Here is a 21569-nt window from a genome sequence, read left to right as displayed (position 1 = left end):
CAAGAAGATGGCGACGGAGATGAAAGTAGACCCGAGAATTATGCGGACGAGGAGACTGATCGTCGATGCGTTCGAAGACCTGCTGCACGGCAATGATTTCAAAAGCACCTCGATTAAAGACATTACCGATGCCGCAACCGTGAACCGTGCCACGTTTTACGCGCATTTCGCGGATAAATACGAATTGCTGGACGCGGTCCTGAGCGAATATCTCGCCAAAAACGTACGAGACAGTCTGCAGTGCCACGCGCTGTTGAACGAAGATTCGATCGGCAAGGTGTTCCTCGCCATCGCCAAGTTTCAGAAGGAATTAAGCGTAACCTGCAAAAGAAGCTACGAGTCGATTCGCCCGATGGTCGAAGACAAGATCAAAGAAGAGCTGAAATCCGTGTTCAGCCATCTGATCGCGAAACAGTACCCGGAATCGGAAACGGATAAAGCGAGAATCTGGTCGGTCCTTCTGAGTTGGGAAATTTACGGAGCTTGCTTGGACTGGCAAATGAACAGCCCGCTTACGGCAGAGGAATATATCGCGAAAGCCATGCCCTTTCTTTCTAAAGGGATGGCTGCGTTGGAGCTTTAATTACGATGCTCAAGTTGTTGTTGTCAGGCACTCTGGCGGGATAAACCAAGGGAACAGCTGGCATACTATCCTCGAATAAAGGAGGGATTTGCTATGCAATCTTGGCAGCGAGGCATCGGCGTCGCGATGCTGTCCGCGGCGATTCTGCTCGCGGGAACGGCATGCGGCACCAAGAACAACGACAACGGCGGGAATACCGGCAATAATGCCGGGAACAACGCGGGCTCCGGGACGGACAACACGGCCGGCAACGGCAATGCGGTTTCGGCGACGGACGGTTCGCTGGCGGCGATCAAGTCGGCCGGCGAAATCACGATCGGCACGGAAGGCACGTACGCGCCGTTCAGCTTCCATGACAAGAGCGGCAAGCTGACGGGATTCGACGTGGACGTCGCGGAGGAGGTCGCCAAGCGAATCGGAGTCAAAGCGAAGTTCATGGAAACCAAGTGGGACGGCATGCTCGCCGGCTTGGACGCCAAGCGCTTCGACATGGTCGCCAACGAAGTCACGATCCGGGACGACCGGAAGGCGAAGTACGATTTCTCGGAGCCTTATATTCTCTCCAAGGCGGTTCTGATCGTGAAGCAGAACAATTCGAGCATCAAGAGCCTGGCGGATCTTAAAGGCAAGAAGTCCGGCCAGTCGCTCACCAGCGACCTTGGCGACATCGCCAAGGCGAACGGCGCGCAGCTCGTCGCGGTCGACGGGTTCAACCAGGCGATCGATCTGCTCACGTCGGGCCGGATCGATGCGACCATCAACGACAAGCTGTCGTTTCTGGATCTGAAGAAAGCGCGTCCCGACGTGCCGATCAAGGTAGTGGCGGAGACGGACAACGTGTCGCAGAGCGGCTTACTGTTCCGCAAGGGGAATTCGGAGCTCGTTACCGCCGCCAATAAGGCGCTTGCGGACATGAAGGCGGATGGCAGGTACCTGGAAATTTCCAACACCTATTTCGGCGAAGACGTCTCGAAGTGAACAAAGGCGGGCAGGCATCATGAGCGAACGAACGAACCTGGATATATTCACGGATTCATTCCTGCCGCTGCTGAAGGCAGGGATTATGTTTACCGTGCCGCTCACGCTGATATCGTTTGCGCTCGGGCTGGTGCTGGCGGTGCTGACGGCGCTCGCGCGGTTGTCCGATTTTCGTCCTTTGGCCTGGGTGGCGGGGTTCTACGTCTGGATCATCCGCGGAACGCCGCTGTTGGTCCAGTTATTCATCATTTTCTACGGGCTGCCGAGCCTAGGCATTCTAATCGACGCGTTCCCGGCGGCGGTCATCGGCTTCACGCTCAGCGTCGGCGCTTACGGATCGGAGATCATCCGCGCGGCGATCGTCTCTATTCCGAAAGGACAATGGGAAGCGGCGTATTCGCTGGGGGAGACGAGACTGCAGGCGCTGCGCCGGATTATCCTGCCGCAGGCCGCGCGCGTCTCTGTGCCGCCGCTGTCCAATTCGTTCATATCGCTAGTGAAGGATACGTCGCTCGCGGCGACGGTGACGGTGACGGAGCTGTTCCAGAAGGGACAGCAAATCACGGCGGCGGTCTATAAGCCGCTGCTGATTTACTGCGAGGTCGCGCTGATTTATTTGATATTCTGCACGGTGCTTGCGGTGCTGCAGCGACAGCTCGAACGGTATTTCGACCGTTATACCACGGTCTGACGATTCGCATCGCCCAAGCCGAAGGAGGTTTTGCCCCGCATGATCGAAGTTCGCGACTTAACCAAATCATTCGGCGATGCGTCCGTGCTTCGCGGCATCGACTTGACGCTGGAACAGGGCCAGGTCCTCGTCGTGATCGGACCGTCGGGATCGGGGAAATCGACGCTGCTGCGCTGCCTGAACGTACTGGAGGTCCCGACCTCGGGCACGGTCGTGATCGGGAAGGCGCGGCTGGAGTTCCGCCCGAACGCGAAGCCGCGGAAGGCGGACGTGCTCGCGCTGCGCCGCCAGTCGGGCATGGTCTTTCAGGCGTATCATTTGTTTCCGCATTTCACGGCGCTTCAGAACGTGATGGAGGGGCAAATCACGGTGCGGCGCAGGCCGAAGAACGAAGCAAGGGAGAAAGCGCTGCAGCTCCTCGCGAAGGTCGGGTTGGCCGGCCGGGCGGATGCATACCCGCATCAGCTCTCCGGCGGCCAGCAGCAGCGGGTCGGCATCGCGCGGGCGATGTCGATCGACCCGGAGCTGCTGCTGTTCGACGAGCCGACGTCGGCGCTCGACCCCGAGCTCGTGCGGGAGGTACTGAAGGTCATTCGGGAGTTGGCGGAGGAAGGACGGACGATGATGATCGTCACGCATGAGATGAAGTTCGCCCGCGAAGTCGCGGACCGCATCGTGCTGCTCGACGGCGGCGTCATCGTGGAGGAAGGGCCGCCGGAGCAGATTTTCGGCCAGCCCCGCGAGGCGCGTACCCGGCAGTTTCTCTCGCTATTGATGGAGCGAAGTCCCGTGTAAAGTCGAATGCGGCTTAGCAGCACATCCCGGGAGTTGCGCGTTGCCCGTCAAAGAGCCAAAGAGCCGAAGAGTTGCTATACCGAGGCGGCTCTTTTTTTGTTTTGGGTATAGCGCCGGGCGAACAGACAGCCGTGTATTGATCCTTCTGTCCCGGCGTTCCTGGAAAAGCATTTAGATTATATATGAAACTATATTTTCAAGTAATGATCGTAGAGCTGCTCGAAGGTCTCGAAATGTTCGACCTTTCTGCAAACCTGATTATATTCGGCTAAGTATTCATCCGACATTTCAAGAAACCTATCTTTGAGCAGTTGTAGATTGCTTGCATCAAAGTACTGCATCAAATCGAATTTTGGAGTTCCTCTTTCCGCAGTCATTTCGTCCAGATAATTTTGAGCGCCTAGCGCCGCCAAAAAAGCATACGATCTATCGTGGATTTCGACACTGTTCATGATCTTATTTCGACAATTACACCATAATTCTTCGTATGTTCCTCTAAGATTATCAAAGGTTGGAGTAGGTTTCGCCACGAAGCTGTCGCACATGGAGTTGTATAATTGGGTTACGCTTTTTAAGGCATTCAAGGATGCAATTCTGATCTCATCTACGGTCTTTGCCTCGATTACTGACAAGTATATGAATTCGAAATGGTCTGGAATATAGGGATACATCCGTATTTCTTCTAAATACCTTTTGATTCCTCGTTTGATGCAAGCGTTATTCATGCTGACCAAGGCATTGACCAGATTGTACAACATAGCAGCGGACGCATAGCGCACGGGACCGATCTCATCTGCCAGCATCGTCCCTGCGTATTCTTGCTTTGCGATGTCAATCCAGTTTTTCGCCCGATCCAGACAGTCTTTGCCTATTGGTTTTGCAAGCGCATCAAGAGCTTTTTGCCTGAATGCATTGAACTTCTCCAAGTACTCGGGCTTTGCGCAATATCGTATCTCGAGCTCTGTCAGGCTTGAAACTCCGGGGCTCTCCAGATTTGCTTGCGCTTGTATACGTGAATCCCATGGCGTGCAATAAATGTCATAACCAACATCCTCTAATATGAAGCAATAGGAAATTCCCCAGCCCCGGTCCGAGTTCGTTATGAGAATCAAATCCAAATCGCTTTTTTCGTGAAAGTCTCCGGTGCTATAAGAACCCGTAACCCCAATGATTGCGATATCGTCAGGAAAATCTCTCTTTGCGCGTTCAATCACCATGTCTATTAGCCGTTCATTTTTGTCCAACAGCTGTTTCTTGATATATTCGTTCATTCCTGACACCCTTTCTCTGCTAATTCATTAGCCTTATATCCATTTATATGGTTCAAGAAGCTTGTTATCTATGTAAAAGTCGTTTTAACTCATCTTATACACCCTCTCAAGGGAGGGGGCCGAATTTGACTTTGGCTGAGCACCCACTCATAATCTGATATAGAATGAACGAAGATCATGACTAGAAGAGGTAGATATTATGGAGCTCCGCAATAAAATTATGGAAGCGGCCGAGCAAGTCATATTTACTAGCGGCCTATCCAAGACGACCACGAAGGAAATCGCGCGAATCGCCGGATGTTCCGAGGGATCGCTTTATAATCATTTTAAAAGCAAGGAAGACCTGTTCATGCAGGTCATGAAAAAGCATCTGGAAGGTTTTCTTGCAGCCCTTTTCAAGTTGAACGGAAATCGAGGCAAACGGACCGTCAAGGAGAATCTGGATGATGTGGCGCGCGCAGCGCTCGATTATTTCCTACTGTCTATTTTTCTGACCGCATCTTTGTTTACGGAACCGAGTTTCCTAACTCGCCACCGGGATGGGTTTCAGGAGCGCAACGAAGGTCCGCACCGCGCCAACGAAATCGTAACCGCGTATATTCGCGCCGAACAGAAGCTCGGAAGAGTGAATGCCGACGTGAATCCGCGCAGCGTTGCGGATTTATTGCTCGGGGCGTGTTTTCAGCATGCCTTTCACGTGCAATTTATAGGGGAGGATGAGCCGGAGGAAGCTAGAAGTCAGTTTGTGGATCAAGTATTGTCGGCCCTGATGAAGGAGGTAGCGACTTGAATTGAAGATTACTTCTTGACAAAGGAGAAGTAGTTCCTATACGATGAGTGAGTGCACACTCACTAATGTAAAATGAGTGGGCGCTCACTCAAGCGGAAAGGATGAATATACATTGACGAGTCGAAATCAAACGGAGGCACGAGCGTTGCCTATTCTGAAATGGACGGCGCGCATTTTCGCTTTAGCGATCACGGCGCAAGTATTTATCGCTGGCTTGGCGATATTCGTGGATTCAGCCTATTGGGCCGCGCATACGAATTTTGCCCGCGTGTTTATCGTTTTCCCGGTCATTATTATTTTGTTGTCGTTCATCGCTCGGTTGCCGCTCTCGTATCGATTGAAAGGCTTTCAGCAATTGGCGATGGTCGTATTGATGTTTGTCACGGCCGATTTGTCGTCCCGGATCGGATTCCTGTCCGCGCTTCATCCGGTAATCGCGATAGGTATGTTTTGGAGCGCCATTACGCTTGCCAAACAGGCTGCGATGAGCCGCACGGAAGGAGTAACCAAATGAAAATCGTCATTTTCGGAGCAAATGGCCCAACGGGCAGACTGTTGACGCATCAAGCGCTGGCGGAAGGGCATTCGGTGACCGCAGTTACCCGTCATCCGCAGCAATTCCCGCTTGAACATGAGGAGCTTCGCGTGCTGGGCGGCGATGTGTTTCACCTCGAGTCCGTTGAGAACGCGGTTTCCGGGCAAGATGCCGTCCTGTCTACGCTTGGCGTTCCCTTCAGCCGCAAGCCCATTCATGTCTATTCGCAGGGCATCGGCCACATCATACAGGCCATGAACGGCTTTGGCGTTCGCCGTCTCCTATGCGTGAGCTCAAGCGCGACTGAGCCGCATGTCGATCCTCAGGGAGGCTTCTTCTTCGAGAAAATCGTGCAGCCGATGATTATCAATACGATTGGCAAGACGTTGTACGAGGATATGAGACGCATGGAGCAGATGGTCAAACATTCAGACCTCGACTGGACAATCATACGACCATCCGGTCTCTTCGAAACGTCGGAAGTGACGCCTTACCAAACGGCTGAGAATCACATCAGAGGCAGGTTTACGTCCAGAGCGGATTTGGCGAATTGTTTGCTTCGACAGCTAACCAGCGACAGTTATCTTCGAAAGACGGCAGCGGTGGCAACGGTTGCGGTGCAGCCAAGCATGCTGAAGCTGATCATGCGGGAAGCCTTCCAGAGCAAGCATAAGTAATATAGATGCGGCAGGAGGTTTAGGAGAGCATTAACCGAGCTGCGGCAAGACATGAACGTATGAAAGGCCGCATAAATTGCGGCTTTTTTGCATTATCCCGTTCCCGTTGGCTGGCTGGACAACAAGACAAGTCTGCAGCCATATGTGCGAAGACATCGGAAAGAATACAGTGAGAGGAGGCCGAAATAAGCTGATCAAGAAATAAAGCGAATAGTGAAACCAAACAAATCGATTAATGATATTAAATAAAATAATTAATGATGCTAATTAAATCGATCGTATGCGGTATTCGATCTCTGAATCTTTTTCGAAAATGGAAAGCAAGCTTTATTTTACAGATCCTGTCAACCGATTAAGCCTTTATTCACATTGCTGTATTCGGTACATACTGCTACCATTTTATGGTATGGGGGACCTATCTATATTCCGTTAACTCCGAACAGGAGGTGAGTCAGGTTTTAGATTGTCGGCATTCGGCTCTTTGATGCCTCATAGACACATACACCTAGTAGAAATTCGGATTAAGCATAACCAACAATAGAGAAGCAGTCGTGAAAAACAATAGGTTGGATATAAAAAAGCAAAGTGAGGGAAACGACATGCAAACGAAGACGGGACGAACAAACAGCGGCTTCTCCGACACCGGGCTGCGCAAATTGCGCGACGTGCTGGCAAGACATGTCGACTCCGGGAAGATTCCCGGACTCGTCGCCCTGGTTAACCGGGACGGAGAGACGCATGTCGAAGCGATCGGCACGATGCGTCATGACGGCGGAGCGCCGATGCGCCGGGATACGATCTTCCGGATGGCCTCGACATCCAAGCCGGTTGCGATTGCGGCGGCGATGATCCTGCTCGACGAATGCAGGCTGCGGCTGGACGACTTGGCAGAGACATGGCTGCCGGAACTCGCCGACCGGCAGGTGCTGAAGCGGATCGACGGCCCGCTAGACGACACCGTGCCGGCGCGGCGGCCCATCACCGTTCGGGATCTGTTGACCTCCACGTTCGGGCTCGGCATGGACATGACGTCGCTGGGCACTCCGATCATGGGCAAGATCTTCGAGCAGGGGCTCACGCCCGATCTGCCCGAGCCGATGCCTGAGCCGGATGAATGGATGCGACGCCTCGGCACGCTTCCGCTGATGCACCAGCCCGGAGAGCGCTGGCAGTACCACATCAGCAACGATCTGCTCGGCGTGCTCGTCGCCAGGGTTTCGGGCCAGTCGTTCGAGACGTTCCTGCGCGAACGCATCTTCGAGCCCCTGGGCATGAAGGACACCGGATTTCACGTGCCCGCCGACAAGATCGACCGGCTGCCGCCACTCTACGCGCCAAACCCGCAGACCGGAGAGTTCAACGTGTGGGACGAGGCCGCGGGAGGACGCTACAGCCAACCTCCTGCGTTCCAAGGCGGCGGAGGCGGACTGGTCTCCACAGTCGATGACTACCAAGCCTATTTCCGGATGCTGCTGAATCAAGGGATGCACGGAACCGAACGGATCTTATCCAAGCCTGCCGTGGAACTGATGACCACCAACCGTCTCCCGGCCGAGCAGCAAGCCGCAAGGCACGCCATGGCAACCAACAACGTCCATATCTCATTCGGCCAAGGGCAACACGGCGGTTGGGGCATGGGGATGGCGGTACGCACCTACCGCGGCGACTATGCGCCCATCGGCCAGTTCGGCTGGGACGGAGGAAGCGGAACCTCGACCTATGCGGACCCGGACAACCAACTCACGGGTCTCCTGCTCACCCAAGTCGGGATGTCCGTCCCGGATTCAGCGCGGCTGATCCACGACTTCTGGACCACGGTCTATCAGGCGATCGAAGACTAATTAGACTTTCTTGAATAGGAGCTCCATCTTCACAAGAAACGGCAGCCAGCATATGGCTGCCGTTTTTGCATGCTTGGATACCCAAGTTCGTCGAGTCGATGCGTTCGGCAGCAGAAGGAACTTTCTCCCTTATCTCGAAATGTATTAACGTGTTTCATTTTATGCGATTAATTGTCGGAAAGAGGACAGGCGATGAACGTTAAAATAGCGATTTGCGACGATGAAACGGTAGAGACCCGCTATTTGTCGAAGCTGGTGAACCAATGGGCGCATGCCAATCATCATGCGGCAGCCTTGCAAACATTCGATTCGGCCGAAGCGTTCCTATTCCGTTATGCCGATGATAAAGCGTTGGACATTCTCCTTCTCGATATCGAGATGGGGGCCATGAACGGCGTGGAGCTCGCGCATCGCATTCGGCAAGACAACGAGGCGGTTCAACTCGTGTTCATTACGGGGTATGCGGACTTCATGGCGCACGGCTACGAGGTTTCGGCGCTGCATTATTTGATGAAGCCCGTAAGCGAATCCAAGCTGTTCGCCGTGCTGGACAAGGCAGTCACCAAGTTGAACAAATCGGAGCGGGCAATCCTGTTGGCCGTCGGCGGCGAAAGCGAGCGTATTCCGGTGAAGGAGATCCTCTTCGTCGAGGCGTTCGCGCATACCGTCGTCATCCATAAGGCAGCCGGGCGATTCGAAGCGAAGCTGTCGCTAGCGGAGATCGGCGGGCAGCTGGGCGAGGCTTTCATACGCTGTCACCGTTCGTATCTCGTCGGATTGCACGCGATCAAACGCGTAACGAGAACCGATGTCATACTGGATGACGACATGGCCATACCGCTTGCTAGACGCTCGTACCACGAGGTCAACCAGGCGTTTATTCAATATTACAAGGTGGATTGAAAATGGGGCTTATCAACCGATTGTTCGGGCGCATGCTGGATCGCCGCATAGCTGCTTATCAACAGGACCTGATCGCGAAGCACTTCGACGAGGTTCAGCATATGTACAATCAGATGCGCGGGTGGCGGCACGATTACCATAACCACATTCAAACGATGAAAGCCCATTTGGCGCTCGGCCAAACCACGGAGCTGGATGATTATCTGAACCAGCTCGACAGCGATCTGTCCTCCGTCGATACGGTGCTCCAGACCGGCAACGTGAGGGTCGACGCGATACTAAACAGCAAGCTGTCGCTCATCGCGACCAAGAGCATCGCCGTCAACGCGAAGGCGGTCGTGCCAAGCAGGCTGAGCATCTCCGAAATCGATCTCTGCGTCATCATCGGGAACCTGCTCGACAACGCGATGGAAGCTTGTTTGAAGCAGCCGGCGACGTCCAGCCGGTTTATTCGCGTCTATATCGGACTCTTGAAGCAGCAGCTGTACATATCCGTCGCGAACTCCGTCGACGGCGAAGTCGTTCGGAACGGCAAATCGTTCCTGACGTCCAAGGGCAGCGCGTCCCACGGCTTCGGACTGATGCGGATCGACCGCATCGCGGACAAGTACAACGGCTACGTCAATCGTCAAACCGAAGAGGGCGTCTTTGCCACGGAAGTCATGCTCCCGCTGTGAACGTCCATTCATGCCGCGGTAACGATCGATCATGTTTGAATGTCGACCGTTCATGCTCGGATCTCGACCGTTCGTGCTCGGATCTCGACCGTTCGTGCTCGGATCTCGACCGTTCGTGCTCGAATCTCGACCGTTCGTGCCAATTTCGATCGCTCGCCGCATCGGTTTGCTAAGTTAGCTGCAGGAGGTGCGTCTTATGAAGAAAACCGAACGGCCCAAACCGATTTATTCCATGATCGGCAATCTAGCGTTCCTGCTTCGAAAATCATATCGGATGGACAAATGGATCGTGTACGCGACGATGGCCCATATCCCTGTCATCGTCCTGCTGCCGCTGCTGGCCGCCTATCTATCCAAGTACGTGGTCGAGCTGGTGACCGAGTCGTCTGCCGCGGGCGCCTTGATCGTCTACGTGACATCCATTTCCGCGGGTCTGCTGATCCTGCACTTATTGAACATGTACATCGGGACCATAATTCAATTTCGAGCGTTTTACAATCGCTTCCTCTACGTCGGCCTCAGCATCGACAAGGTCATGGATACCGACTATGACAACATCGAGCGCACTTCGGGCCAGCACAAAATGGAGAAGGCCATGAACTCCGTTGGCGGCGATAGTACCGGGACGCAGCAATTCTTCGCGCAGCTCGTCAAGCTCTGTTCCAACAGCATCGGCTTGATCGCGTATTCGGCCTTGCTGAACGTGCTTAGTCCATGGGTCGTATTGCTGTTGTTCGGCAGCACGATCGTCAACTATGCCGTCAATCGGGCTTACAACCAGTGGGTGCAGCGTCATAAAGACAGCTGGGTGCCGATCGAGAGGAAACTCGGCTACATCAGCAAGAAAGCAGGGGACTTCGAAGCTGCCAAAGACATGCGCATCTACGGCATGTCCGGGTGGTTCAAGCAAGTGTCCGCGAAGCTGCTGGGCGAGCGGATCGGATGGAGCCGGAAGACCGAACGGCGCGGCTTCGCCGTGGACGTCCTGAATGTGGGGATGACGGTCGTCAGGGACGGTGCCGCGTATGGGTTTCTCATCTATCAGGTCACGCACGCCGGTATCACGGCCGCGGAATTCGTGTTCTTCTTCGCCCTCATCGCCCAATATTCGGGTTGGCTGCTCGGCATTGTCGAGAGCTACAACGACCTTCACAAGACGAGTCTCGCGGTCTCCGATTTGCGCGATTACCTGGACATGCCCGACCGGTTCAACCGCGGGGAAGGGGCGGCGCTGCCGGCAAGCTCGCCGGCTATCCGATTCGAGAATGTCCGATATCGTCATGATGGCAGCGAATCCGATACGATTAACGGCATTAACTTCTCTATTAAGCAAGGCGAGAAAATTGCGATCGTCGGCTTGAACGGCGCAGGGAAGACGACGCTCGTCAAACTGCTATGCGGTTTGTATCGGCCGACGGAAGGCTTCGTCGAAGTAGGGGAGAGGAATATCGCCGAATACAATCGCGACGCCTATTACAAGCTCTTGTCCGTCGTCTTCCAGGATATTCACGTGATGCCGTTCTCGATCGCGAAGAACGTCGCGCTCTGCGAAGCGCATAAGATCGACAACGCGCGGCTTGAACAAGTGCTGCGGCTATCCGGACTCTACGAGAAAGTGCAAAGCTTGCCCGATAAGGAAGCAACGCTCCTTCTCAAGAGCATCCACGATCATGCGATCGACTTGTCCGGCGGAGAGAAGCAGAAGCTTGCGCTCGCAAGGGCGCTGTACAAAGGCGGCAGCATCATCGTGCTTGACGAACCGACCGCCGCGCTCGATCCGATTGCCGAGAACGAAATGTATATGAAGTACAATGAGCTAACGGCCTCGGCGACTTCGATCTTCATCTCGCACCGGTTGTCCAGCACGCGGTTCTGCGATCGGATTCTGTTTCTGGATAACGGACTGATCGCCGAGGAGGGTACGCACCTTGAACTGATGGCGCTGGGCGGCAAATACGCCGAGATGTTCGAGCTGCAAAGCTATTATTACAAGGAGGCGGTGAGCGTATGAGCAGATGGCTTGAGGACATCGCTTGCATCGGCAAAGGATTGCGCGAGATTCGCAGGCTTCGGCCGTGGCTGTTATCGCTCGCTTTCTTGCGCGGCACCTGCGAGGCGCTTGCGCCGTTTATCGCGATCTATATGTCGGCGCAGATCATTGACGGCATTGCGAGAGGGGATACCTTTCGCCAACTGATCACGCTCGCGGCAATGACGGTTCTTCTGCAAGCTGTCGCATCGCTCGCGATTCGTTATATGTCGCGCCGCTACAATACGATGCGTTTGGAGCTTAACCATAACTACGAGATGGTCATGAGCCTGAAGATCATCGATATGGACTACGCGAGCATCGAAGATCCCGAAACGCACCGGCTGCTGCGGCGTATCAACGAAATTCGCAATATGAACGAGGGCGGCATCTGGAGGTTGATGCATTCTTTTCAAGAGATGACCAAGTTTCTGTTCGGCATCGTGTTCTCGGTCTCGCTGACGGTGTCGTTGTTCATGGCGAACGGACATCCGGAAATGACGGGGATCTATCGATGGGTGGGATCGCCATACTTTTCGCTGTTTCTAGGGATATGCATCTTGGCCAACGTCATGCTCGGCATGTATGCTAATGCGACCGTGAGCAAGAAGCTTCATGAAATCATGCGGGAGATTATCGTTGTCAATCGCTTGTTCTATTATTATTTGAACAACTATTTGACTGCCTATCATGCCGGCAAAGACATTCGCATTTACGATCAAAAGCCCTTGATCGCAAGCGAAGCGCAGGCGATGTTCGACGGTGCGGACGTCACGCTGAACAAAATGTCGCGCAATGAATTGAAATACACGAGCATCACGACGATCTCCACGGTGCTCATCTCGACGTTGATCTATCTGATCGTCGGTTTGAAGGCGCTCGCGGGCTTGATCAGCGTGGGGGCGATCGTCAAATACGTCGGGAGCATCAATGAGTTTACCGTCGCGTTCACGAATTTCATGAGTCAGCTGGCTACGCTTCGCGCGAACAACGAGAATTTGAAGTTGTATTTCGACTATCTCGCGCTTCCTTCCCAGATGTACCAGGGCACGCTCCCGGTAGAGAAGCGGGCGATGTGCGAAGACGGAGACAACGAGTACGAGATCGAATTTCGCAACGTATCGTTCAAGTATCCGGCGGCCGACGACTTTACGCTGCGCAACTTGTCGTTGACGTTCCGGGTCGGCGAAAGGCTTGCCGTCGTCGGCATGAACGGCAGCGGCAAAACGACGTTCATCAAGCTGCTGTGCCGGCTGTATGACCCGACGGAGGGCGAGATATTACTTAATGGCATTAATATTAAGAAATACAATTATGCCGAGTACATGTCGATCTTCTCGGTCGTATTTCAAGACTTCAAGCTGTTCTCGTTCAGCTTGGGTCAGAACGTCGCCGCGACCGTCGACTACGATAAGGCCAAGGTCGAAGCGGCGGTCATGGAAGCGGGCTTCCGAACGCCGTACAGCGGAATGCCGGACGGAGCCGAAACGTACCTCTATAAGGATTTCGAAGAGCAGGGCGTCGAAATATCGGGGGGAGAAGAGCAGAAGCTCGCGCTTGCCCGCGCGTTGTACAAGGACGCGCCGTTCATCATTCTCGACGAGCCGACGGCGGCGCTCGACCCGGTCGCCGAGTTCGAGATCTATTCGAAATTCAACGAAATCGTCGGCAGCAAAACCGCGATCTATATCTCGCACCGGCTTTCGAGCTGCCGATTCTGCGACAATATTGCCGTGTTCCACGAGGGCACGCTCGTTCAGCGCGGCAGCCATGATGCGCTCGTCGCGGACGAATACGGCAAGTATCACGAGCTGTGGAACGCGCAGGCGCAGTATTACGTGCAGTAAGCAGTTGACGCATTATAAATGAAAATGAACCTATAAATGTTGTAGGTGAACGCTATTGCGTTGCAGATTGCAGATGCAAGCAACTATAGTCATGCTTGCGAATCAACCTAAGCTTCCTGCAGCTAACGGTTGTACGAATGTCTATTCGGTTCAAGATGCCCGTTTTATATCGCTTATGGTTGTCAGGAGGCTTATTGCGAGAATTTTCCGTGCAAATCAGCTCTGATACGGCTAATAACGTCAGTAACAACCGATAGCGATTATTTCGCCGTATTTTTTGCGGAATAGCAACGCTGACAACCGTTAGGCGTCAGTCCAAATTCACGTTGGACGATCGGCAGCTTTCGGTGCTTGCTGAACTCCTTTACAATGCAGTTGCGTTTCAACATTCACAGGAGGGACCACGGGTCTCTCCTGTTTTTGTTCTGCGCGAAATCATCGATCGCATTGGCGAAATCGTCAACGAACTCGCAGGAAATCGACATCGGATTGGCGATATTGCGCATATCGGGCAGAAGGCCGGCCCGTTAGTCTTGAGTGGTGAGAGCGCAAGCTTGCCTCTCGCTACGATACGAATCAACGGAGGGTGAGAACATGAGGAAATGGTTGGCTTCCGGCTTGAGCGTCGTCCTGCTCGGCTCGCTGCTCGCTGCCTGCTCGTCGAACAACGAAGGCGCGGAGAACGCGAACGGCGGCGCGGAAGGTACGGGGAACGGAACCGCTGAAGAAGGGACTGCCGGATCGGCGGCAGGGTCAGGCGAAGCGGCAGCATATCCGATCAAGACCGACAAGACGTTGACTTATTGGGGCGAAATCACCGGCAATCTGATCGGCGTCAAAGCGTCGCATGATGAAGTCCCGTTCTTCCAGGATTGGCAGAAGAATACCGGCGTGAAGCTTACATTCACGGCGCCGCCCGCGGGCCAGACGAAGGAAGCGCTCAACGTGCTGCTCGCCTCCGGCGATCTGCCGGACATGCTGGAGTACAACTTCCTGGGTTTCCCCGGCGGACCGGAGAAAGCGATCGGCGACGGCTACATTCTGAAGCTGAACGACCTGATCGACAAGAACGCGCCGAACCTGAAGAAATTTTTGCAGGACAATCCCGATATCGACAATATGGTCAAGACCGACAGCGGCAGCTACTACGCGTTCCCGTTCATTCGAGGCGACGAGTACCTGCGCGTCTTCCAGGGGCCGATCATCCGCAAAGACTGGCTCGACGAGCTCGGGTTGCCGATGCCCGAGACAATCGACGACTGGACGAACACGCTGCGCGCGTTTAAGGAGAAGAAAGTCGCGGCTGCGCCGCTCTCGTTCGTCAGCAAGCCGCGGTTCTTTAACGAATCCGGCAACGGCGCGTTCATCGGCGCGTTCGGCGTGAATCGCGGCTTCTATCAGGAAGAAGGCCAGATCAAGTTCGGTCCGGCGGAGCCGGGGTTCAAGGAATACCTGCGCTTGTTCCATGACTGGTATGCGGAAGGGCTGATCGACAAGAACGCCGCGACGGCGGATTCGAAGGCGCTCGACAGCAATATCGCCTCCGGCGCGACCGGCGCTACGGTCGGCAACGCGGGCGGCGGCATCGGGAAGTGGCAGCCGCTCGTTCAGGCGAACGATCCGAAGGCGGTGCTGGTCGCCGCGCCGTATCCGGTGCTGAAGAAAGGCGAGACGCCGAAGTTCGGCCAGCGTCAGCAGGCCTACTCCTCCGAAGGCACGGTCGCCATCACGGCGTCGGCCAAGGATCCGGAGCTTGCGGTCCGCATGCTGGATTACGGCTACAGCGAGGAAGGTCATATGTTCTTTAATTTCGGGACGAAGGGCGTCAGCTACGATATGGTGAACGACTATCCGACCTACACCGACCTGCTGATGAAGAACCCGGATAAGCTCGCGCCGGCGCAGATGATCTCGATGTACACCCGCGGCAGCTACAACGGTCCGTTCGTCCAGGACAAGCGCTATGCCGAGCAGTTCTTCGCGCTTCAGACGCAGCGCGACGCAATCGGCGTCTGGGCGAAAACCGACGCGGCCAAGTACAATTTGCCCCCGCTTACCCCGACGCCCGAGGAGAGCTCGGAGTATGCCACGATCATGACCGATATCGACACGCTCGTCGACGAGATGACGCTCAAGATCATTCTCGGCACCGAACCGGTCGACAAGTATGACGATTACCTCAAGAAGATGAAGTCCCTGAACCTCGACCGCGCGATCGAGATTCAGACGGCCGCCTTGGAGCGTTACAACAGCAGGTAAGAGAATGGGAGGGGATAGGGGAATCCTCTCCCCTCCGAAAAGAGGTGAACGCATCGCGTCATGGCACAACCGTCAACGGTCAAGAATCGATTCGTACGGGATTTCATGCTCAACAAATACTTGTACCTGATGATGCTGCCGGTCCTCGCGTACTACGTCGTGTTTCATTACGCACCGATGTACGGGGCGCTGATCGCTTTCAAGGATTACTCACCGATGAAAGGCATTCTGGGGAGCGATTGGGTCGGCCTAAAGCATTTCGAGGCGTTCTTCCGCAGCTACTATTTCGTGCGCATTTTGAAGAACACGCTGCTCATCAGCCTGTATTCGCTGCTGTTCGAATTCCCCGCGCCCATCATCCTGGCGCTGCTCATCAACGAGGTGCGCCACCGGATGTTCAAGCGCGTCGTTCAGACGATCACGTACATGCCGTACTTTATCTCGCTGGTCGTCATCTGCGGCATCATCACCGACTTCTCCAACGCCGACGGCCTGATCAACCGCTTGTTTACTTGGCTCGGCTACGATGGACAGGCAATGCTCCAGAAGCCCGGGCTGTTCCGCCCGATCTACATTTCATCGGAGATCTGGCAGCGGATCGGCTGGGAATCGATTATCTACATCGCGGCGCTCATGAGCATCGACCAGGAGCAATACGAGGCGGCCCGGATGGACGGCGCCAGCCGGTTCAAGCAGATCGTCTATATCACGCTGCCGGGCATTATGCCGACCATCGCCATCATGCTGATTCTGAGGATGGGCAATCTGCTCAACGTCGGCTTCGAGAAAATCATTCTGCTGTACAACCCGGTCACGTACGAGACGGCCGATGTCATATCGTCCTTCGTATACCGGAAGGGCCTGCTCGAGTTCGGCTGGAGCTACAGCTCGGCGGTCGGCCTGTTCAATTCGGCGATCAATCTGCTTCTGCTCGTGTCGGCCAACGCGATTAGCCGAAGAGTGAGCAAGAGCAGCTTATGGTGAGGTGAGAAGAATGAAAACGGAAACGGGCTTCTTCGACCGGGCGTTCGATGTCGCGATCTATGCCACTCTATTGCTGCTCGTCGTAGCAACGCTCTACCCGCTGCTGTATGTACTGTTCGCTTCGTTCAGCGATGCCGGACGGTTGATCGTGTACAAAGGCATGCTATGGAAGCCCCTCGGCTTCAGCCTCGACGCTTATAAGAGCGTACTCGCGAATCCGGGCATCGCAACCGGCTACCGCAACACGCTCTTCATCGTCATCGCCGGCGTTATCGTCAACCTATTCATGACGGCGCTGGGCGCCTACGTGCTGTCCCGCAAAAACGTCCTGTGGAACAATTTCTTCATGTTCATCATCGTGTTGACGATGTTTTTCGGCGGCGGTCTGATCCCGCTCTACCTGATCGTGAAGGGCGTCGGCCTGCTCGACTCGCTCTGGTCGACGATCGTGCCGTTCGCGGTCAGCACCTTTAATCTAATCATCATGCGAACGGCGTTCATGGGCATTCCGGACAGCCTCGAGGAGTCGGCGAAGATCGACGGCGCGAATCACTTCACGATCCTCTTCCGGATCATCATCCCGCTGTCGATGCCGGTCATCGCCGTCATGATCCTCTATTACGCGGTCGACAAGTGGAACGGCTGGTTCTACGCTTCGGTGTTCATCAAGAGCCGGGAGCTGTTCCCGCTGCAGCTCGTCCTGCGGGAAATTCTGATCTCCAACTCGACCGACAGCATGTCGACGGGCGCTTCGGCGGGCGACCGATTCCAGATCGGCGAAACGATCAAGTACGCCACGATCATGGTCGCGACGGTTCCGATTCTGTGCGTCTACCCGTTCGTGCAGCGGTTCTTCGTGAAGGGCGTCATGGTCGGCTCGCTGAAAGGCTGAATGAAGGATGGTATGAAACGATGTTGAAAGGCTGATCCGCGCGGGGCAAGCCTGCGCGGCATATGCACAGGAGGTATTGAAGAAATGATCGAAACGACGGTATGGAACGAAACCGTAAGCACCGCCGCCTGGACGCGAATTCTCGCCAAGGTCGACGCCATGCGGGCAGCGATGGGCGATCGTTCGCCGCATGTCGCCGGCGATAACGGGAAATACGACAATCTGCCGCTCGATTGGTGGACGTCCGGCTTCTGGCCGGGCATGCTGTGGCTCGCCTACGATAGGAGCGGCGAGGATAAATACCGGGAAGCCGCCTGGAGCTGGGATGAGCGGCTGGAGCGGCTGATGCTGAAGGAGAACCGCTTCGACCACGACGTGGGCTTCCAGTTCCTGCCGACGGCGGTGTACAAATTCGCGCTGACCGGCGACGATGACGCGCGGCGGCGAGGGCTGTTCGCCGCCAACTTCCTGGCCGGCCGCTTCAATCCGCGGGGCGGGTTCATCCGCGCCTGGAACGGAGACCGGATCGGCTGGGCGATCGCGGATACGGCCATGAACCTGTCGTTGCTGTTCTGGGCGGCGAAGGAGAGCGGAGATCCCCGCTTCGCGCATATTGCGAAGCTGCACGCGGACACGGTGCTGCGGGAATTCATCCGGGCGGACGGCTCGGCGCACCACATCGTCTGCTTCTACCCGGAGACGGGCGAGCGGGCGGAAGCCCTCGGCGGCCAAGGCGCGGCGCCGGATTCCGCCTGGAGCCGGGGCAATGCCTGGGTGCTGTACGGCATGGCGAACACGTTCCGGCACACCGGCGACCCTGCGTATTTGCGAGCGTCGCAGCAGGTGGCGCATTATTTCGTCGCCCACCTGCCGGAGGATGCCGTCCCGCCCTGGGATTTCCGGGCGGACGGAGAGCTCGGCGGCGAGCCGCGCGACACCTCGGCCGGCGCGATCGCGGCGTCGGGGCTGCTCGAGCTTGCGAACGCGCTTCCCGATCGGGAAGGCAGGGGCTATCGCAGCGCGGCCGAGCGTATTCTGTCGTCCTTGGACGCGCGATACGCGACGTGGGACCGGCCGGACCGCGAAGCGATCTTAACGCAAGGAACAGGTCACAAGCCTGCCGGTCAGAACGTGAACGTCTCGTTGATCTACGGCGACTACTTCTTCATGGAAGCGGTCGCGAAGCTGAACGGCTGGACGCGGCGAATCTTCTGACCTCGCGCCGCGCGGCATCGATCGGCCGGACGGCTGCGCCGAATTCATGACGCATTATGCTCGCCAATACGACCCGAAGGGACATCCGTCGTCCTTTCGGGCTATTCGCGTGCCTGGCCGGCAGCGGCGCGGTGCGCTGTTGTCGCTATTGTCAATCGTTTTTACGATTTTCCCCATTCCTTTGAAGCGGCGCCGATCGGTATAATGGAGGTCTGACACGTCCTTCCAGACGACCAATTCGAACTTGCGGGGAAGGGAGCTTGCCGATGATTCGCGCTTTATGGCAGAAACGCAAAAGCATCGTGTTTACTTGGGTGATCTCTTACAGCGCGGTCCTGTTCGTTCCGATCGCGATCAGCCTGGTTATTTATTCGCAGGCCAGCCATGCGTTGAAAGGCGAGATTCACCGCGCCAACGACGCGCTGCTGAAGCAGATGCGGTATACGATCGACAACCAAGTCGATCTGATGAAGCGGCTGGACATGGAGATTACGTGGAACGACAAGCTGCAAAACTTGATGTATTCGAGCAAGCCGGCAAAGGAGGCGCCGTTCACGGCTTATCAGCTGGCGAAGGAATTCCGCCTCTATAAGACGTCCTACGCCTCGATCGACGAATTCTATGTCGTCTGGGATCAGGGACGAGCCGTCCTGCGGCCGGGCAATATCCGGGATCTGCAGACCGCTTTCCGCACGCTTCACGATACGGGAGACTTGTCCTACGAAGCCTGGTCGGAGACGGTGCACGGCACGGATGCGAACAGGTTCGCGGTGCTGCCTCATCTTGGCGCCGGGAAGTCGGCTGCCTCGATTGCCTACATTACGCGGCTGCCGAACGATCTGAGCGGCAGGCCGACCGGATCCATCGTCGTGATGGCGGACGCCTCCAGATTTCGGCAGGCGATCGAGGGCATCTCGAATTTCAGCGAAGGGCTCCTGCTGATCCTGAACAAGGACAACGAGATTCTGTTGTCGAGCCGGCAGGACGATCCGGAGCTGCAGCCGTTTCTTGACGGCGGGCATGTCCGCCTGGGCGATGCGCGTATCGGCGATTCGGAGCTGTTCTATATGCCGTCCGCCGTCTCGGATTTGAAATATGCGATTATCTTCCCGAGCGCCGTTTATTGGAAGAAAGCCGAGTACGTCCGCAGCTTTGCGTCGATCAGCATCCTGCTCAGCCTGGTCGGTGCCGGCATGCTGACATGGTTCTTCACGCGCCGGAATTACACGCCGATTCACGAACTTATGCAATCGCTTACAGACCGCAACGCGCCCGTGGAACGGGAGGATGGCAACGAGCTCCGATTCATTCAACGCGCGATTCTGAACGCGAGAAGCGAGAAGGAACGGATCGCGATGCAGCTGCAGAAGCACCAGCATACGCTCCGTTCCAATATGATCCACCGGCTGCTGAAGGGCAGGCTCGAGACGCATGTCCCGTACGAGGAGGCATTCCGCTCCTTCCACATGGCGCTGCCTTCGAACGACTTCGCCGTTCTCCTGTTCGTGCTGGAGAACGAAGAGAGCTTGTACGCCAAGCTGCCGGGCATCGATCTGAACGAACAGTCGAAGCTCGTCCCGTTCATTATCGGCAACGTCGTCGAGGAGCTGACGCTGCAGCGCCAGCATGCCGGCTACGTGGCGGAGGCGGATGACATGCTGGTCTGCCTCGTATGCCTGAAACCGGATGCTTCGGATGCCCGCGTCGAGATGCAGGCCATTGCATCGGATGCACAATCCTTCCTGCGCCGGTACGACATGGAGCTGACGATCTCCGTCAGCGGGATTCATTCGTCCTGGGCTGGGATCGCGGCGGCGTACCAGGAAGCGGTCGACGCGATGGAATACAAGATGGTGCTCGGCAAGCAGGGGATCATCGCCTACGAGGACATCCGCGTTAGCCCGGCCGATTCGGCGGGTACCGGCTATTATTATCCGCTGCAGGTCGAGCAGCAGCTCATCAATTTCATCAAGACCGGCGATTTCGAGCAGGCCTCGGCCTACATGCGCGAGATTACGGACCGTAATTTCGGGGGACGGGTCATGCCGCTCACGCTCGCGCGCTGCTTGCTCTTCAATTTGGTCGGTACGATGGTCAAGGCGATCAACGAGCTCGGCGAAGGAGGCTCGTGGGAGAACGAGCCTAGCTGGATGGATGCCGTCATCGACTGCGACACGATCCAGGAGATGCAGGAGGCGCTGCAGGCCTTGCTTCGGGACGTCTGCGCGTTCGCCGCGGAGAAGCGCGCGAGCAACGCCTCGCTGGAACGGGAAGGTTCGCTCCGCGAGCTGACCGCCGAAGTCGCCCGGTACATCGAGGAGCATTACGCGGACGCGAACCTGAACGTCAACGCGATCGGCGAGCGCTTCGACCTGAAGGGCAGCTATCTGTCCCGGTTGTTCAAGAATCAGACGGGCGAAGGACTGCTCGACTGCATCCATAAGACGCGCATCCGGGAGGCGAAGGCGATGATTCTCGAGAAACGCGAGTCGATCAACGAAATTTCCAGGTTCGTCGGGTACAACGATCCCGCCACCTTCATACGGGTGTTCAAGAAATACGAAGGCATCACGCCGGGCAAATACAAGGAAATCTACTAAGC

The 21569-nt window shown here is 55.9% G+C and carries 18 protein-coding genes and 1 pseudogene; 18 read left to right on the top strand and 1 reads right to left on the bottom strand.

The window, feature by feature from the left end; all coding sequences use genetic code 11:
• The first annotated feature begins 7 nt into the window (after positions 1-7).
• The 4 genes from AC0YNU_RS06710 to AC0YNU_RS06695 all read left to right on the top strand — a co-directional run bounded on the left by AC0YNU_RS06710 (position 8) and on the right by AC0YNU_RS06695 (position 3047).
• The gene (locus AC0YNU_RS06710) at positions 8-583 is read left to right on the top strand and encodes a TetR/AcrR family transcriptional regulator (RefSeq protein ID WP_475754521.1); all 576 of its coding nucleotides are present in this window, start codon (positions 8-10) and stop codon (positions 581-583) included.
• Positions 584-676: 93 nt separating this feature from the next.
• Positions 677-1561 (top strand): amino acid ABC transporter substrate-binding protein, encoded by an 885-nt coding sequence (locus AC0YNU_RS06705; protein WP_475754518.1) that lies wholly within the window; start codon positions 677-679, stop codon positions 1559-1561.
• A gap of 19 nt (positions 1562-1580) precedes the next feature.
• Entirely contained in the window at positions 1581-2252 is a 672-nt protein-coding gene (locus tag AC0YNU_RS06700) for an amino acid ABC transporter permease (protein ID WP_475754516.1), read from the top strand.
• Positions 2253-2291: 39 nt separating this feature from the next.
• Positions 2292-3047: an amino acid ABC transporter ATP-binding protein gene (locus AC0YNU_RS06695; RefSeq protein ID WP_475754514.1), complete on the top strand. Its 756-nt coding sequence runs from the start codon at positions 2292-2294 to the stop codon at positions 3045-3047.
• Between the two features lie 188 nt (positions 3048-3235).
• Here the strand turns inward: AC0YNU_RS06695 and AC0YNU_RS06690 are convergent, their stop codons facing one another.
• Positions 3236-4318 (bottom strand): nucleotidyltransferase domain-containing protein, encoded by a 1083-nt coding sequence (locus AC0YNU_RS06690; protein WP_475754512.1) that lies wholly within the window; start codon positions 4316-4318, stop codon positions 3236-3238.
• A gap of 199 nt (positions 4319-4517) precedes the next feature.
• Here AC0YNU_RS06690 and AC0YNU_RS06685 point away from each other — a divergent pair.
• The 14 genes and pseudogenes from AC0YNU_RS06685 to AC0YNU_RS06620 all read left to right on the top strand — a co-directional run.
• Positions 4518-4658 (top strand): annotated as a pseudogene (locus AC0YNU_RS06685) (TetR/AcrR family transcriptional regulator); the annotation flags it as partial.
• A gap of 9 nt (positions 4659-4667) precedes the next feature.
• Complete coding sequence (locus AC0YNU_RS06680; protein WP_475756277.1) at positions 4668-5108, top strand: TetR/AcrR family transcriptional regulator; 441 nt, start codon at positions 4668-4670, stop codon at positions 5106-5108.
• Between the two features lie 145 nt (positions 5109-5253).
• Positions 5254-5622 carry a DUF6220 domain-containing protein gene (locus AC0YNU_RS06675; RefSeq protein ID WP_475754510.1) on the top strand — a complete coding sequence of 123 codons (369 nt, stop codon included), beginning with the start codon at positions 5254-5256 and terminating at the stop codon, positions 5620-5622.
• The gene (locus tag AC0YNU_RS06670) at positions 5619-6320 is read left to right on the top strand and encodes an NAD(P)-dependent oxidoreductase (protein ID WP_475754508.1); all 702 of its coding nucleotides are present in this window, start codon (positions 5619-5621) and stop codon (positions 6318-6320) included. The genes AC0YNU_RS06675 and AC0YNU_RS06670 overlap by 4 nt, the downstream gene beginning before the upstream one ends.
• Before the next feature lie 599 nt (positions 6321-6919).
• Positions 6920-8161 (top strand): serine hydrolase domain-containing protein, encoded by a 1242-nt coding sequence (locus AC0YNU_RS06665; protein WP_475756197.1) that lies wholly within the window; start codon positions 6920-6922, stop codon positions 8159-8161.
• 192 nt (positions 8162-8353) lie between these two features.
• Positions 8354-9064, top strand: a complete 711-nt coding sequence (locus AC0YNU_RS06660) for a LytR/AlgR family response regulator transcription factor (RefSeq protein ID WP_475754506.1) — start codon at positions 8354-8356, stop codon at positions 9062-9064.
• Between the two features lie 2 nt (positions 9065-9066).
• Complete coding sequence (locus AC0YNU_RS06655; RefSeq protein ID WP_475754504.1) at positions 9067-9741, top strand: sensor histidine kinase; 675 nt, start codon at positions 9067-9069, stop codon at positions 9739-9741.
• A 196-nt stretch (positions 9742-9937) separates the two neighbouring features.
• The gene (locus AC0YNU_RS06650; RefSeq protein WP_475754502.1) at positions 9938-11752 is read left to right on the top strand and encodes an ABC transporter ATP-binding protein; all 1815 of its coding nucleotides are present in this window, start codon (positions 9938-9940) and stop codon (positions 11750-11752) included.
• Positions 11749-13617, top strand: a complete 1869-nt coding sequence (locus AC0YNU_RS06645; protein ID WP_475754500.1) for an ABC transporter ATP-binding protein — start codon at positions 11749-11751, stop codon at positions 13615-13617. Before AC0YNU_RS06650 ends, AC0YNU_RS06645 begins: the two co-directional genes overlap by 4 nt.
• Before the next feature lie 594 nt (positions 13618-14211).
• A complete protein-coding gene (locus tag AC0YNU_RS06640) occupies positions 14212-15876 on the top strand; it encodes a type 2 periplasmic-binding domain-containing protein (RefSeq protein WP_475754498.1) in 1665 nt (554 codons plus the stop codon).
• A gap of 60 nt (positions 15877-15936) precedes the next feature.
• On the top strand, positions 15937-16860 hold the full coding sequence (locus AC0YNU_RS06635; RefSeq protein WP_475754496.1) for an ABC transporter permease: 924 nt from the start codon (positions 15937-15939) through the stop codon (positions 16858-16860).
• Positions 16861-16870: 10 nt separating this feature from the next.
• On the top strand, positions 16871-17752 hold the full coding sequence (locus AC0YNU_RS06630; RefSeq protein ID WP_475754494.1) for a carbohydrate ABC transporter permease: 882 nt from the start codon (positions 16871-16873) through the stop codon (positions 17750-17752).
• 84 nt (positions 17753-17836) lie between these two features.
• Positions 17837-18967, top strand: a complete 1131-nt coding sequence (locus AC0YNU_RS06625; RefSeq protein ID WP_475754492.1) for a glycoside hydrolase family 88 protein — start codon at positions 17837-17839, stop codon at positions 18965-18967.
• Positions 18968-19233: 266 nt separating this feature from the next.
• A complete protein-coding gene (locus AC0YNU_RS06620) occupies positions 19234-21567 on the top strand; it encodes a helix-turn-helix domain-containing protein (RefSeq protein WP_475754490.1) in 2334 nt (777 codons plus the stop codon).
• Positions 21568-21569: the final 2 nt, after the last annotated feature.

The organism is Paenibacillus sp. J31P316 (assembly GCF_056269105.1).
This window is presented reverse-complemented; position numbering and strand designations above follow the sequence as displayed.